The 15,135-nt window shown below is 56.4% G+C and carries 17 protein-coding genes; all 17 read right to left on the bottom strand.

Annotation, left to right across the window (positions count from 1 at the left end; translation table 11 throughout):
- Positions 1 to 93: 93 nt before the first annotated feature.
- Entirely contained in the window at positions 94 to 951 is an 858-nt protein-coding gene (gene hisA, locus ACIQ0R_RS02095; protein WP_395823212.1) for a 1-(5-phosphoribosyl)-5-[(5-phosphoribosylamino)methylideneamino]imidazole-4-carboxamide isomerase, read from the bottom strand.
- Between the two features lie 49 nt (positions 952 to 1,000).
- Positions 1,001 to 1,639, bottom strand: a complete 639-nt coding sequence (gene hisH / locus ACIQ0R_RS02100; protein ID WP_395823214.1) for an imidazole glycerol phosphate synthase subunit HisH — start codon at positions 1,637 to 1,639, stop codon at positions 1,001 to 1,003.
- A gap of 151 nt (positions 1,640 to 1,790) precedes the next feature.
- Complete coding sequence (hisB, locus tag ACIQ0R_RS02105; RefSeq protein WP_395823216.1) at positions 1,791 to 2,387, bottom strand: imidazoleglycerol-phosphate dehydratase HisB; 597 nt, start codon at positions 2,385 to 2,387, stop codon at positions 1,791 to 1,793.
- A gap of 250 nt (positions 2,388 to 2,637) precedes the next feature.
- Positions 2,638 to 3,426 carry a DNA-methyltransferase gene (locus tag ACIQ0R_RS02110; RefSeq protein ID WP_395823218.1) on the bottom strand — a complete coding sequence of 263 codons (789 nt, stop codon included), beginning with the start codon at positions 3,424 to 3,426 and terminating at the stop codon, positions 2,638 to 2,640.
- A 19-nt stretch (positions 3,427 to 3,445) separates the two neighbouring features.
- Positions 3,446 to 4,768 carry a histidinol dehydrogenase gene (hisD, locus tag ACIQ0R_RS02115; protein ID WP_395823220.1) on the bottom strand — a complete coding sequence of 441 codons (1,323 nt, stop codon included), beginning with the start codon at positions 4,766 to 4,768 and terminating at the stop codon, positions 3,446 to 3,448.
- 15 nt (positions 4,769 to 4,783) lie between these two features.
- Positions 4,784 to 5,503, bottom strand: coding sequence for an ATP phosphoribosyltransferase (hisG, locus tag ACIQ0R_RS02120; protein ID WP_395823222.1), 720 nt, complete (start codon positions 5,501 to 5,503; stop codon positions 4,784 to 4,786).
- Positions 5,500 to 6,750 (bottom strand): UDP-N-acetylglucosamine 1-carboxyvinyltransferase, encoded by a 1,251-nt coding sequence (murA, locus tag ACIQ0R_RS02125; RefSeq protein WP_395823224.1) that lies wholly within the window; start codon positions 6,748 to 6,750, stop codon positions 5,500 to 5,502. The genes hisG and murA overlap by 4 nt, the downstream gene beginning before the upstream one ends.
- Before the next feature lie 199 nt (positions 6,751 to 6,949).
- Positions 6,950 to 7,186: a BolA family protein gene (locus tag ACIQ0R_RS02130; protein WP_395823226.1), complete on the bottom strand. Its 237-nt coding sequence runs from the start codon at positions 7,184 to 7,186 to the stop codon at positions 6,950 to 6,952.
- A 43-nt stretch (positions 7,187 to 7,229) separates the two neighbouring features.
- Complete coding sequence (locus ACIQ0R_RS02135) at positions 7,230 to 7,985, bottom strand: ABC transporter permease (protein ID WP_395823228.1); 756 nt, start codon at positions 7,983 to 7,985, stop codon at positions 7,230 to 7,232.
- Positions 7,985 to 8,938: an ABC transporter ATP-binding protein gene (locus tag ACIQ0R_RS02140; RefSeq protein ID WP_395823230.1), complete on the bottom strand. Its 954-nt coding sequence runs from the start codon at positions 8,936 to 8,938 to the stop codon at positions 7,985 to 7,987. The genes ACIQ0R_RS02135 and ACIQ0R_RS02140 overlap by 1 nt, the downstream gene beginning before the upstream one ends.
- Before the next feature lie 200 nt (positions 8,939 to 9,138).
- Positions 9,139 to 9,432 carry an STAS domain-containing protein gene (locus ACIQ0R_RS02145; protein ID WP_395823232.1) on the bottom strand — a complete coding sequence of 98 codons (294 nt, stop codon included), beginning with the start codon at positions 9,430 to 9,432 and terminating at the stop codon, positions 9,139 to 9,141.
- An 89-nt stretch (positions 9,433 to 9,521) separates the two neighbouring features.
- Positions 9,522 to 10,151, bottom strand: a complete 630-nt coding sequence (locus ACIQ0R_RS02150) for a phospholipid-binding protein MlaC (RefSeq protein ID WP_395823234.1) — start codon at positions 10,149 to 10,151, stop codon at positions 9,522 to 9,524.
- 152 nt (positions 10,152 to 10,303) lie between these two features.
- Positions 10,304 to 11,056: a VacJ family lipoprotein gene (locus tag ACIQ0R_RS02155; protein ID WP_395823236.1), complete on the bottom strand. Its 753-nt coding sequence runs from the start codon at positions 11,054 to 11,056 to the stop codon at positions 10,304 to 10,306.
- On the bottom strand, positions 11,053 to 11,526 hold the full coding sequence (gene mlaD, locus ACIQ0R_RS02160) for an outer membrane lipid asymmetry maintenance protein MlaD (protein WP_395823238.1): 474 nt from the start codon (positions 11,524 to 11,526) through the stop codon (positions 11,053 to 11,055). The genes ACIQ0R_RS02155 and mlaD overlap by 4 nt, the downstream gene beginning before the upstream one ends.
- Before the next feature lie 200 nt (positions 11,527 to 11,726).
- Positions 11,727 to 12,515: a lipid asymmetry maintenance ABC transporter permease subunit MlaE gene (gene mlaE / locus ACIQ0R_RS02165; protein ID WP_395823240.1), complete on the bottom strand. Its 789-nt coding sequence runs from the start codon at positions 12,513 to 12,515 to the stop codon at positions 11,727 to 11,729.
- On the bottom strand, positions 12,515 to 13,318 hold the full coding sequence (locus ACIQ0R_RS02170; RefSeq protein ID WP_395823268.1) for an ABC transporter ATP-binding protein: 804 nt from the start codon (positions 13,316 to 13,318) through the stop codon (positions 12,515 to 12,517). The genes mlaE and ACIQ0R_RS02170 overlap by 1 nt, the downstream gene beginning before the upstream one ends.
- A gap of 232 nt (positions 13,319 to 13,550) precedes the next feature.
- Positions 13,551 to 15,014: a glutamate synthase subunit beta gene (locus ACIQ0R_RS02175; RefSeq protein WP_395823242.1), complete on the bottom strand. Its 1,464-nt coding sequence runs from the start codon at positions 15,012 to 15,014 to the stop codon at positions 13,551 to 13,553.
- Positions 15,015 to 15,135 lie beyond the last annotated feature (121 nt).

Consider the following 15,135-nt stretch of genomic DNA (forward strand, 5'->3'; position numbering starts at 1 on the left):
TCCAGTGCCACCTTCGCTTTTTTGTTGCCCGCTGAAACTGTTTCGTTTTAATTCGTTCATATCCTGCCTTCGTTGTTCAGTGCAGGATACTCCTTAAACTATTGTCCGGATTTCCGGGTCCACTATACTTGGCGTGTCAGCGTCGGGCTGCTCCGATAAATCCTGATCGACGGCGAGATTGCTGAGATGTTCGCTCAAGGCATCCGCGCGCTCTTGCGCCGAACGCAAATCGAGCGTGCCTTCATAGATCGAGCGACCACAAATCACCGCCTCGATTCCCTCGTCCTGTACCGCGCACAGATCCTCGACATCCTTGACGTTATGCACGCCGCCGGACGCGATCACCGGGATTGTCATGCTCTGCGCCAGCTTGACGGTGGCCTCGATGTTGACGCCGCCCATCATGCCGTCACGGCCGATGTCGGTGTAGACGATGGAGGCGCAGCCGTAGTCTTCAAACTTCTTGGCCAAATCGATCACTTCATGGCCGGACAGCTTGCTCCAGCCGTCCGTGGCCACTTTGCCGTCCTTGGCATCCAGGCCGACGATGATCTGTCCCGGGAAAGCACTGCAGGCATCCTGCAGAAAGCCCGGGTTCTTGACCACGGCGGTACCGATGATGATGTAGCTGAGGCCGTCGTCGAGATAGCGTTCGATGGTGTCGAGGTCGCGAATGCCGCCACCAAGTTGTACCGGGATTTCTTCGACGCCGCCGGCCAGCGCAAATTCGCGCACTGCCTTGAGGATCGATTTGACAGCCGGTTCATTTTTCGGCTTACCGGCAAAGGCGCCATTCAGGTCGACCAGATGCAAACGTCGCGCGCCCTGGGCCAACCAGTGGCGGGCCATTTCACCCGGATCGTCGGAAAACACAGTGGCTTGGTCCATATCGCCTTGTTTCAGGCGTACGCAGTGACCGTCTTTGAGGTCGATAGCAGGTATCAGCAGCATGGCTACAGTCGTATTAAGTCAGTTAAAAATCTGATTGAGCGGAACCGCATCAGGGTTTCCATTGCACAAAATTCTTGTACAACTGCAAACCTGCGGCAGCACTCTTCTCTGGGTGGAACTGTGTTGCGAAAATATTATCGCGACCGACCGCGCAGCTAAACGCGGCACCGTAATCGGTCTCGCCGAAAGTATGCGCGGCAACAGCCGGCATAGCGTAATAACTGTGAACGAAATAAAAATAGGCATCCTCAGCCACACCATTCCAGAGCGGATGAGGCTGCACCTGGCGCACCCGGTTCCAGCCCATCTGCGGCACCTTAAATCGTGAGCCGTCTTGTTGCAACTGATCGTCCAGTCGGAAACGCAGCACTTTGCCGGGCAATAAACCGAGGCCGGCGGTATCGCCCTCCTCGCTCATGTCGAACAGCATCTGCTCACCCACGCACACGCCCAGCAATGGCTTGTTACGCGCCGCGGCCAGCAGTTCTTGCTGCAGGCCCGACTCCCGCAGGGAGCGCATGCAATCCGGCATTGCGCCCTGGCCCGGCAGTACCAATCGGTCGGCGCCACGGATATCGGCAATCGCCCCGGAAATGCGGACGTCGGCTTCCGGCGCTACCTGGCGCAGGGCTTGCGCCACCGAGCGCAAGTTACCCAGGCCATAGTCAACCACTACAATTTTGTTCATGATAAGGATTCAATTTCACCGGTCAGCGTTGCGCTGTCAACAGCTGCATCAGCGGCTATAGCATGCGACAACCAGACTGGCGTTAGCGGATTAAAGCGGCGCGTTGATTAATCACCAACTGCGAAATAGTCTAATACTCAAATGCAGATGTTTAAAGACTACCTTTAGTCGAAGGAATCATGCCGGCGCAACGCGGATCGAGCTCTGAGGCCATCCGCAACGCCCGGCCAAAGGCCTTGAATACGGTTTCGCATTGATGGTGGGCGTTTTCGCCGCGCAGGTTGTCGATATGCAACGACACCAATGCGTGATTGACGAAGCCCTGGAAAAATTCGTGGGTGAGATCGACGTCGAAGCCGCCAATCATGGCGCGCTTGAACGGTACGTGGAATTCTAGTCCGGGACGGCCGGAAAAATCGATGACGACGCGTGACAACGCCTCGTCCAGCGGCACGTAAGCATGGCCGTAACGACGAATACCTTTTTTGTCACCGATAGCTTGGGTAAACGCTTGCCCGAGGGTAATGCCGACGTCTTCCACCGTGTGGTGGGCGTCGATATGCAGGTCGCCTTTGGCTTCAATATCCAGGTCGATCAGGCCGTGCCGCGCGATTTGATCCAGCATATGATCCAGAAACGGCACACCGGTGTTCAGTTTTTGCTGGCCGGTACCGTCCAGATTGATCGCGACGCGGATTTGCGTCTCGTTGGTATTGCGGGTAATCGCTGCAGTTCGAGGCGTAGACATGTTGAAGTTGAGACCAAAGTTACAAGGCAAATGACGCAAAAAAGTGAGGCAAATTCGGTGTCGAGACGATAAGTGTACTAAATTATTCGAAGCTTCGACCCGGGATCGAAATTTGTTACCGCTTCTCCGTTATCGAAGCTTAACCGGTGCAGCCTTGTGAGTCGCCCCACCATTTTACCGACATTTTCATGTTTTACCGCGAATCACACTGCCGATAATCACTACGCATGTTGCTATTTGGCGCAAACGGTCAGGCCGACGCCCGCTCATCGGCTTGCTGCCCGTCCAATTGCGTCAGGCGTTGCTCGATCAGTGCGCAGTATTCCTGATTCAATTCAAAGCCAATAAAATTGCGGCCGCAACGTCGTGCAGCCACGGCTGTAGTGCCGCTGCCCATGAACGGATCGAGCACGATGCCGTCCGGCGGACAGGAAGCCTTGATCATCCGCTCAACGATTTCCAACGGTTTTTGCGTCGGATGATCGGCGCGCTCGCGGTGTTCTCGATGCAACCGGGAAACACTCCACACATCCTTCGGGTTGTAACCCAGCTCCAGCCACTTGGCACCGACGAAAATCGAGCGCGAACGGGCTTTCTTGGTTTCGGCGTCGTAAGGGATCCGGATGGCGTCGAGATCGAAGTAATAATCCTTCGCGCCCACAAAAAAGCCGATCGTGTCATGCACCGACGAAAAACGCCGCGTGCCGCCACCCATCGATGGTACCCGGCGGTCCCAGATGATTTCGTTAATCATCGTCATGCGCTGTTTGAGCATGACGAAAATCTCAGGCGAGAAACGCCAGGTCAAAAAGATATACAAGCTGCCGTTCGGCTTGAGCTTCGGCAGCGCTGCATCAATCCATGTTTCAGCCCAGCGCAGGTAGGCAGTGGTATCAAGTTTGTCGGAATCATTGCCATAGTCCTTGCCCAGACCGTAAGGCGGATCAGCCACCAGCAGATCGACCGCGCCGTCCGGAATTCGCTGCAAGCCTTGCAGCGTGTCTTCACGATAGACTCGATTGAGCCAGTCGCCGCTCATGGCCGTGCAATCGCTGCCATCAAGACGCCTCTTTCAAACGATATTGCGCCGAACGCGCATGCGCTTGCAATCCTTCGCCATAGGCCAGTTCCGCAGCGATCTTGCCAAGCGTCTGTGCGCCGGTTTCGCTGACGTTGATGAGGCTGGAGCGCTTCTGAAAATCGTAGACGCCCAACGGCGAAGAGAAGCGCGCGGTGCGCGAGGTCGGCAACACGTGATTTGGACCGGCGCAGTAATCGCCCAGCGATTCCGACGAAAAACGGCCCAGGAACATCGCCCCGGCATGGCGGATGCGATCCGCCCAGTGCTGCGGATTGTCTGTCGAGATTTCCAGATGTTCGGCGGCGATCAGGTTGGCGATCTCGCAAGCTTGCTCCATGTCGCGCACCTTGACCAGCGCACCGCGATTGGTCAGCGAGGTGCGGATCACTTCGTGGCGCGGCATCAGCGGCAACTGACGGTTGATGCTGGCTTCGACCGCAGCGATATAGCCGGCATCGGGACACAGCAGGATCGACTGCGCCAGTTCGTCGTGCTCGGCTTGCGAAAACAGGTCCATCGCAATCCAGTCGGGATCGGTAGTGCCGTCGCACAGCACCAGGATTTCCGACGGTCCGGCAATCATGTCGATGCCGACCGTGCCAAACACACGGCGCTTGGCGGCGGCAACGTAAGCGTTGCCGGGGCCGACAATCTTGTCGACTTGCGGAATCGTCGCAGTGCCGTAGGCCAGCGCCGCTACTGCCTGCGCGCCGCCGATGGTGAATACGCGGTCGACGCCGGCGATGGCGGCGGCGGCCAGCACCAGCGGGTTCTTGACGCCGTCCGGAGTCGGCACCACCATGATGACTTCTTGTACGCCGGCGACCTTGGCCGGGATAGCATTCATTAATACCGATGATGGATACGCTGCCTTGCCACCCGGGACATAAATGCCGACCCGATCCAGCGGCGTGACTTTCTGGCCCAGCACGGTGCCGTCGGCTTCGGTGTAGGTGAAGCCATCCGAGCCGCATTCCTGTTTTTGGCGCTGATGATAACTACGCACCCGATCGGCGGCAGTCTGCAGCGCGTGGCGGCGTGGTGGTGACAACTGCGCCAGCGCAGCCTGCAATTCTTGCTGACCGATTTCCAGCAGCGCGACGTTGTCAGCGCTGAGGCGATCGAAGCGATTGGTGTACTCCAGCACGGCGACATCGCCGCGCAGTTTGACGTCTGCCAGAATCTTGGCGACGGCTTGCTCAATTGCCTCGTCTTCGCTGGCCTCGAAGGCCAGGAGGGCGCTCAGTTGTGCGCGAAAATCCGGTTCTCCGGCATCGAGTTTTCTGATTGCTATGCTCATGTTGCTTCCCATTTGCTAAATGACAGAGCCCCGGCTCCAAGCCACAGCGGGAGCCGTGCCTTGACTCATGCGACTCATGCGCCCCCCCGGTTGCGCCGAGGCCTTTTCAAATGCATCAAGGATCGGCTGCAAGCGCTCGCGCTTGAGTTTCAACGCGGCCTGGTTCACCACCAGACGCGACGAAATATCCATGATGTGTTCGACTTCAACCAGGTTATTGGCACGCAACGTGCCGCCGGTGCTCACCAAATCGACAATCGCATCTGCCAGACCAGCCAGCGGCGCCAATTCCATCGATCCATACAATTTGATCAGATCGACGTGCATGCCCTTGCGCGCAAAATGCTCGCGCGCGGTCAGCAAGTACTTGGTGGCCACGCGCAGCCGTGCGCCTTGCCGGATCGCGCTGGCGTAGCCGAAACCGGCCGATACCGCGACCGACATGCGGCACTTGGCAATGTCCAGATCGATCGGCTGATACAAGCCTTCGCCGCCATGCTCTAGCAGCAGGTCCTTGCCAGCCACGCCGAAATCGGCGGCACCGTATTGCACATAGGTCGGCACATCGGAGGCGCGCACGATGATGACGTTGACCAGCGGATCGTTGGTCGGCAGGATCAGCTTGCGCGAGGTTTCCGGATCTTCGGCGACGACAATGCCGGCCGCCTTCAGCAACGGCAAAGTCTCTTCAAAGATACGGCCCTTGGACAGGGCCAGCGTCAGTTTCTGGCTCATTTGATTCTTTCGATCTTGGCGCCGACGGCAGACAACTTGCGCTCCATCTGGTCATAGCCGCGATCCAGATGGTAGATACGCTCGATCATGGTTTCGCCCTGCGCTGCCAGACCAGCAATCACCAACGACGCCGAAGCGCGCAGATCGGTTGCCATCACCGGCGCGCCGACCAGCTTGTCGACACCCTTAATGATGGCGGTATTACCCTGCACATCGATGGCTGCGCCGAGGCGATTCATTTCCTGGACATGCATGAAACGGTTCTCAAAGATCGTTTCGGTGACATGGCTGGTACCATCGGCAATGCTGTTCAAGGCCATGAACTGCGCTTGCATGTCGGTGGGGAAGCCGGGATATTCGGTGGTGCGGAAACTAATGGCCTTAGGCCGCGCTGCCATTTGCACGCGAATCCAGTCGTCGCCGGAGGTCAGGATGACACCGGCTTCGCACAGCTTATCGAGCGCCGCATCGAGGATGTGGCTGCGGGCGTTCTTCAGCAAGACATCGCCGCCGGCAGCAGCCACTGCACAGAGGAAGGTACCGGTTTCGATGCGGTCGGCGATCACCGAGTGCTCGGTGCCATGCAACTTGTCCACGCCCTGGATCACCAGACGATCAGTGCCAATGCCGTCGATCCTGGCGCCCATCGCTACCAGCAGATTGGCCAGATCGGTCACGTCCGGTTCACGCGCAGCGTTTTCCAGCACGGTTTCGCCATCGGCCAGGGTTGCCGCCATGAGCAGGTTTTCCGTGCCGGTGACAGTTATCATGTCGGTGACCACCCGGGTGCCCTTCAATTTCTTGGCCTTGGCGTGGATATAGCCGGCTTCGATGTTGATCTCCGCACCCATCGCCTGCAGGCCTTTGATGTGCTGGTCTACCGGCCGCGAGCCAATCGCACAACCACCCGGCAACGACACTCGCGCCTCGCCAAAGCGGGCCAGTAGCGGGCCCAGCACCAGAATCGAGGCGCGCATGGTCTTGACCAATTCATACGGCGCTTCCAGGCTGCTGATGCCATCACCTTGCAACATCACGAAATGGCCGTCCTGAGTCGCCTTCAAACCTAACTGGCGCAACAGCTTCAGCATGGTCGATACATCGTGCAGATTCGGCACGTTCGACAATTGCAATTGATCGGCGGTGAGCAGGCCGGCGCACAGGATCGGCAGCGCAGCGTTCTTGGCGCCGGAGATGACGATCTCACCGGAGAGGCGGTTAGCGCCTTGTATCAATAATTTATCCATTCTTGCTTCTCGCTGTAATTTAAACGTTGTATCAGGAACGCATGTCATCCAATCCATATCGGCAACATGCATTCCGGTCTGCGACGCCGGGCCAGACAACCTGAAATAAAGTGCGCCTCACAATAACGCCGCCCTTAAAAAGCCCGGCGAACGTTGCGATCCAGAGGATGGCAGCGTGCAGCAGGTTTCTCGCAAGCCCTTAAGGTTGGAACTCTTCCGGCGTCAGTGTCTTCATCGACAATGCATGGATTTCTTCGCGCATGCGATCACCCAATGCCGCGTAGACGATCTGATGGCGTTGGATCGGACGCTTGCCGGCAAACGCCGTCGAAACGATAACCGCCTTGAAATGCTGGCCGTCGCCTTCGACTTCCAGGTGCGAGCACTCAAGACCGGCGGCGATATAACTTTTAACTAAATCTGGTGTAGGGAACATGGCAATTTCGGACGTAATTATCTAATCCATCTAACTTAGTGACTTAGTGACGTAACTTGTAACCGCGCTTGAGCATCTGCACCGCCAGCGTCGCCAGCAACGCCAACGCCACACATATAACGCCCAGACTAATCAACGGATCGATATCAGACTGACCGAAAAATCCGTAGCGGAAACCGTCAATCATATAAAAGAAAGGGTTCAGGTGCGACACAGTTTGCCAAAGCGGCGGCAACGAATGAATGGAATAAAAGACGCCCGCGAGGAAAGTCGCCGGCATGATCAGGAAATTCTGGAAGGCCGCCAACTGGTCGAATTTGTCAGCCCAGATGCCAGCGATCAAACCCATTGTGCCCAGCAGCGCCGCCCCCAGGAACGCAAAAATCACGATCCACCACGGCGCCACGAACGACAGGTTGGCAAACCACGCGGTAATCACGAATACGCCCAGCCCGACAGCCACGCCACGCACCACCGACGCCAGCACGTAACCGCCGAACAATTCCCAGTGAGACAGCGGCGGCAACAGCACGAATACCAGATTGCCGGTCATTTTGGACTGTGTCAACGATGACGATGTATTGGCAAAGGCATTTTGCAACACGCTCATCATGACCAGGCCAGGAATCAGAAATGCGGTGTATTGAACGCCGAGATAAACCTGAACATGATCCTTGAGCGTATGGCCAAAAATCAGCAGGTACATCATAGCCGTGAGGATCGGCGCGCAAATGGTTTGCGTCGCCACCTTCCAGAAACGCAACACTTCCTTGTAAAACAGAGTTTGAAAGCCCACCATCATTTGAAGCCACCCACTTTGTATTCCTCGGAAAACACGTTGACGCCGCCGGCACTGACCTTGCTATCCATCACCTGCAAGAACACGTCCTCCAGATCAGCCTGTTGCAATTGCATGTCTTCGATTACCGCACCGGCTTGACGCAAGGCGCCGAGGATCGGCTCGACATCGGCGTATTCATTGACCCGCAGCGCCAACTTGCCGCCATCCTGATGCAACACCAGATGCTGCAGGGAGGCTGGCAGACTGCCGCTGGACAATTGCAGCAGCAACTGCGAACCGGCGATGCGCTTGATCAGTGCGGCGGTCCAATCGAGCGCCACTACCTGCCCCAGCTTCAGCATCGCGATACGGTTGCATTGCTCTTGCGCCTCTTCCAGATAATGAGTTGTCAGCACCACGGTATGACCTTCGCGATTGAGCCGCGAAATGAATTTCCAGAGAGTCTGTCGCAGCTCGACGTCGACCCCCGCTGTCGGCTCGTCGAGCACGATTACCGGCGGCTTGTGGACCAGCGCCTGCGCCACCAGCACACGCCGCTTCATACCGCCTGACAGTGCGCGCATGTTGGTGTCGGCCTTGTTGGTCAGGTCGAGATTCGCCATGACCTCGTCGATCCATTTATCGTTGTTCTTCAGCCCGTAATAGCCGGACTGCATCCGCAATGTTTCGCGCACCGTGAAAAACGGATCAAACACCAGCTCCTGCGGTACCACCCCGAGATTGCGGCGCGCAGCACGATAATCGCTGACGACATCATGGCCGTGGATCGTGACGTTACCGGAATCGGGACGATTAAGGCCCGCGATGATCGATATCAAGGTGGTCTTACCGGCGCCGTTGGGGCCGAGCAAACCGAAGAATTCGCCTTCTTCGATGGTCAGCGAGACGCCGCCCAGCGCTTGTAAGGACTGGTAGCGTTTCTTGACGTTGGTGATTTGAATGGCCGCCATAGTGCCTTGGTAAATGCTCTCAAATTGGGGTGCTTCAAGATTGCCGATTGCAGGTACGAATCCGGCTGAAGATTACTCTGGGATCGGACGCTGCAGCAGGCTGCCTGGTTGCGTAACCCTTGATTATATTGGATTTTTGCTGTGGAGGCCGGGCAATAGCGACAAACCCGGCAAGCTCATTGGAGAGAAAGGGAGCAAGGTCAATGATGCTGCGTACCGTCGCCAACCTCTACGGTTGCCGACGACAGCAATTCCGCCACGTCATACAGGTCGATCAGGCTTTCCAGATTGGCTGGCAGGCAGGGAAAATGCAGCGAGTGGCCTTGGTTAAGAGCGGCACATTGCCATGTAAGCAATGTTGCTACGGCAGCAGAATCGACCGCCACAACATCACTCAGATCAATCTCGGTCTCGCCCCCCGCAATCGCCCGCAAGCCCTCTTCCAGAGTGACTTTGGCATTACCGACAGTAAGTGGGTGAGAAGGCCTGAACATGATAAACGATCAACAAATTACATCAAAAAACTGGAAGACTAAGCGTACCGCCGACCGTTGCGTCACGGCCGGCGCACTCAGTGGAAGAATTATTTTCCGCTTTTGGCAACACGCGCCTTGTTTTTGTCGCTCAGCACCTTAATCAAACCGTCGATGCCGGACTTCCCGATTTCAGAAGCGAACGAACCCTTGTAGGATTCAACGAGCCAAGCACCCAACACGTTGACATCGTAAATTTTCCAGCTATTGCCAACTTTTCCCATTCGGTAATTCAATTGGATCGGCTCACGGCCGGGCTGGATCACTTGCGAACGCACTTCGACGTCGGTATCGGCGGGATCGCTGCGCATTGGCCGGAAATCAATTTTCTGATCGCGCACCTGCGAAAGAGCGCCGGCATAAGTAAAGATCAAGAGGCTACGGAATTGCGCGATCAGTTGCTTTTGCTGGTCAGGCGTGGCGTCGCGCCAGAAACGGCCTGCGGCCAACGCCGTCATGCGATCGAAATCGACGTACGGGATTATTTTTTCTTCAACCAGCGCCAGGATGCGCTGCTGGTTGCCACCCTGGACACTCTTATCCGCCTTGGCAGTATCCAGCACGTCCTGGCTGATGCGCTTCACCAGGGCATCAGGGGCTTCTTGTGCAAGCGCCGAGGCAGAAAAAAACAGGCTGCCGACAGTCAGCAACAAGGCTAGGGGGGGTTTCAGAATATTCATGTTTTTTAGTAATTTCTATGTTTAAGGGCAGCTTTAGTTAGCGTACAGATATGTCTTAAGATGAACATTTCGATGCTAAGTTCCTGCGCCCGATGTTACAAATTGTGCATTCTGGCGATGGATCCGGACCTCGATCTGATACGCTAACTCAATTATTGCGCAGGCTTGGTTGAGGCTGACTTGTCGTTAGCGTCGTTAGCGTCGTTATCGTCGTTGCCCTTGATCTGGCTCTGGCGGCGTTGCGTATATGCGTCGCGAACAAACTCATACTTATCGAGCGCTGCGTCTTCCAACAGATCGCCTGCATCCAACAAAGTGGCGCGCTTGTCGATCAAGCGTACCACCGAGCCGGTATCACGCCAGCGTACCGGATATTTGTAAGACCACAGGTCGCCGTAGAAACCCACCGGCAACGCCGCAGTATCGCGAATGTTGGATGGCCCAAACAGCGGCAGCACCACATAAGGACCGGCACCGATACCCCATTTGCCGAGAGTCTGGCCGAAATCCCTGCTGTTTTTCTGCAAACCGGCTTCCGAGCTGACATCTAGCACGCCGCCCAGACCGAAAGTGGTATTGACGGCGACACGCATAACGTTGGTGGTGCCGGCTTCAACATTGCCCTGCAAAAATCCATTAACCGAACTCCAGACATCACCGAGATTCCCGAAGAAATTATGAATGCCGGTTTGCACGAAGTTTGGCAGCCATGACCGGTAGGCGGTAGCTACCGGCTTGAGCGCAACCTTATCCAGCGTATCATTGAAGCTGAACATGGCCCGGTTGAACCCCTCCAGCGGATCTTGCGGATTGCTATTACCGGCATTACCGCTATTACCAGTTGTGGCGCAACCGCTCAGCATGGCCACCAAGGCCAGGGAACTCAGTCGTATCGTCATTTTCATTGGCCGCTATCCTTTACATCCGCCGCCTTGCTATACAAGAACTGACTGATCAGGTTCTCCAGCACGATTGCAGATTGTGTCAATTTAATATTATCTCCGGCAACCAGGTTCTTGGTATCGCCGCCCGGTTCGATACCGATGTATTGCTCGCCCAACAAACCTGCAGTCAGTATCTTGGCGGAACTATCCTTTGGAAACTTGTAACGCTGGTCCATATTTAACGTCACCACGGCCTGGAAACTCTTATCGTCGAAACTGATCGAGGCGACACGACCGACTACAACCCCTGCGCTGCGTACCGAAGCGCGCACCTTCAAACCGCCGATATTGTCGAACTTGGTAGTGACCGGATAGGTTGGATTGAACGATGAGCTATTCAGATTACCTGCTTTCAAGGCCAAAAAGGCCAAAGCAAGCACGCCGATCAGCACAAACATCCCGACCCATACATCTACAGTTTTTTGTTGCATGATTCATCACCTTTAAAATACCGCACCAGGCATTGATTCAGTCCAGACATATTGCCATAGCTGACACCGAATACCCAGCAATTGACTGAACAATCTCAAATCTCAAGAAAATAGTAACGAGAAGCAAAACCACTTGTTGTAATCTGCTGCCAACAAAGCCCGCGCCAACGAGCGAGGTTCTGCACCGCAAATCAGCCAAATCAGTTAAACATCAGCGCGGTCAACAGGAAGTCCAGCGCCAGGACCGACAGCGAGGCGATTACGACGGTGCGGGTGGTCGCTCTGGCGACGCCTTCCGGTGTCGCTTTGGCTTCGTATCCTTGCCATACCGCGACAAAGGTCACGGCGATCCCAAAGACAATGCTTTTCAGCACGCCGTTGGCTACATCCAGCCAGACATCGACTCCGCCCTGCATCTGCGACCAGAAGGCGCCTTCGTCCACGCCGATCAGCTTGACGCCGACCAGATAGCCGCCAAAGATACCCAGCGCGCTGAACAGCGCCGCCAGTGCCGGCATCGCCACCACGCCTGCCCAAAAGCGCGGAGCCACAACGCGTTGCAACGGATCGACCGCCATCATTTCCATCGCTGATAATTGCTCACCGGCTTTCATCAGGCCGATTTCTGCGGTTAGCGAGGTGCCGGCGCGGCCGGCGAACAGCAGCGCGGTCACCACCGGCCCGAGTTCACGCACCAACGACAACGCGACCAGCAGGCCCAGCGCTTGTTCCGAGCCGTACTTGTTCAATGTGTAGTAACCCTGCAAACCTAACACGAAACCCACAAACAGGCCCGACACACCAATGATGACCAGCGAATAGTTACCGATAAAATGAATCTGGTCGGTAATCAGCCGCGGTCGCCGCCACAAACCGGCAGAAACGCGCAGGATTGACAGAAACATACGCGTCGCCACGCCAAGACCGGCAATCGATTCGCGCAAAGTGCGGCCGATTGCCGCCAGAATATTGATTATCCAGCTCAACATCAGCGACGGCCCTCCAGCCCCAAGTCCGCGGCAAAAGACTTGCCGGGATAATGGAACGGCACCGGGCCGTCCGGTTCAGCATTCACGAACTGCTTGACGTAGGGGTGCTGCGAAGCCCGCATCTCAGCGGGCGTGCCTTGCGCCACGATCTGGCCTTGCGACAGGAAATACACATAATCGGCAATCGCGAACGACTCGTTGACATCATGCGACACCAGAATACTGGTAGAGCCAAGCGCATCATTCAATTTGCGAATCAGGTTGGCGGTAACGCCCATCGAGATCGGATCAAGCCCGGCAAAAGGTTCGTCATACATGATCAGCGCCGGATCGAGCGCAATGGCTCGCGCCAGGGCCACCCGCCGCGCCATGCCGCCGGAAATCTCAGACGGCTTCAATTGCGCCGCATTGCGCAGACCGACCGCATTCAACTTCAGCAACACCAGGTTGTTCAGCAGTTCCGGCGGCAAATCGGTATGTTCGCGCAACGGAAAGGCAACGTTTTCAAAGGCCGTCAGATCGGTGAACAAGGCACCGCTCTGGAACAGCATCCCCATCTTGCGACGCAACGCATACAGGGCCTTGGTCGACAAGGCATGCACGGTTTCGCCGTCAACCTTGACGCTGCCAGCCTGTGGCCGCAGCTGGCCACCGATCAAGCGCAATATCGTGGTCTTGCCGGAACCGGAACCGCCCATCACAGCAATGACTTTGCCGCGTGCGAAGTCCATGTTGAGTCCCGATAAAATCGCTCTCTCACCATAGCCAAATTGCAGATCACGGATTTCGACGATATTTGTCACTACACCCACCGAATAAGCCAAAGGTGCCTATTGTAGTGCAAATGCGACAATCGTTCAGAGCCCTGCGATAGTCTGCTCATTGAAATGTGCCTTTATTACAACAATTTGACTAGCACGGTCAGACATACGCAAAAGTTGCTCAAGCAAAAAAGCATGGCTGCCGAATTTCTTAGGGGACATACTCTTGAGTGTCGCCATCGCGCGGCAACACCCCGAGACGAAGGTTGCGGCATCAACGCGGCAATACTGATGCGCCCATCAGGGACTCGTCCACGGCGCGTGCGCACTGACGGCCCTCGCGGATCGCCCAGACCACCAGCGACTGTCCACGACGCATATCGCCAGCCGCGAATACCTTGTCTACCGATGTCTGGTAGCAGCCTTCGCCGTCGGTGCTGGCCTTGGCGTTGCCGCGTGCGTCTTTGTCAACACCGAATGCTTCCAGCACCTGCGCCACCGGGGAGACGAACCCCATTGCCAGAAATACCAGGTCTGCTTTCATCTCGAATTCCGAATTCGGCACTTCCTGCATCTTGCCGTCTTTCCATTCAACGCGCGCAGCGATCAGCTTCTCCAGCTTGCCGTTCTTGCCTTCCAGGCGCTTGGTGGCGACCGCCCAATCGCGCTCGCAACCTTCTTCGTGGGACGATGAAGTGCGCAGCTTGGTCGGCCAGTAAGGCCAGACCAACGGCTTGTTTTCTTGCTCCGGCGGTTGCGGCATCAGCTCAAACTGCTGGATCGATAGCGCCCCTTGGCGGTTGGAGGTGCCCACGCAATCGGAACCGGTATCGCCGCCGCCAATCACCACTACGTGCTTGCCGCCTGCCAGAATCTGATCCTTGACCTTGTCGCCAGCATTGATCTTGTTTTGCTGCGGCAGAAAATCCATCGCGAAATGCACGCCCTCCAACTCACGCCCGGGCACCGGCAAATCGCGCGGCTGCTCGGCGCCGCCGGCGATGACCACTGCATCGAATTCGGCTTTCAGTTCGTCCGGCGAGATGGTTTTCTTGGCCCAGTTAGTGACATGCGCCGGGAAATCCTTGCCGACCAGCACACCGGTACGGAACGTCACTCCCTCTGCTTCCATCTGTTCCACGCGGCGATCGATGTGCGATTTTTCCATCTTGAAATCGGGGATGCCGTAGCGCAACAGACCACCGACGCGATCGTTCTTTTCAAACACGGTGACGTCATGGCCGATACGCGCCAACTGCTGCGCAGCAGCCAGACCGGCAGGGCCGGAGCCGACCACGGCGACTTTCTTGCCGGTCTTTACCAACGCAGGCTGCGGCACGATCCAGCCGTTTTCCCAACCCTTGTCGACGATGAAATGTTCGATCGATTTAATGCCGACCGGATCGCTGTTGATGCCGAGCGTGCAGGCGCTTTCGCATGGCGCCGGGCAGATGCGGCCGGTGAATTCCGGAAAATTGTTCGTCGAATGCAAAGTCTCCAGCGCTTCGTGGTAAGCACCGCGATACACCAGATCATTCCAGTCGGGAATGATGTTGTTCACCGGGCAGCCGTTGTTGCAGAACGGAATGCCGCAGTCCATGCAACGCGCACCTTGGGTCTTGGCTTCGTCATTGCTCAGACTGAGGATGAATTCCTTGTAATGCTTCTTGCGTGCCACTGGCGCTTCATATGTTTCGCCAACCCGCTGAAACTCCATAAAACCCGTTACTTTTCCCATTTTTCACTCACATTTTTACTCATTGCGGACAGAGTTCAAGAGCCGCCGCCGTGCGGCACATGACACCCTCAGTGCGACTCTGCCCCCAACTAATCAGATAAAATTACAAAGAAAATAACTG

This window comes from Collimonas sp. (assembly GCF_044339385.1).
Lineage (GTDB): Bacteria > Pseudomonadota > Gammaproteobacteria > Burkholderiales > Burkholderiaceae_D > Collimonas.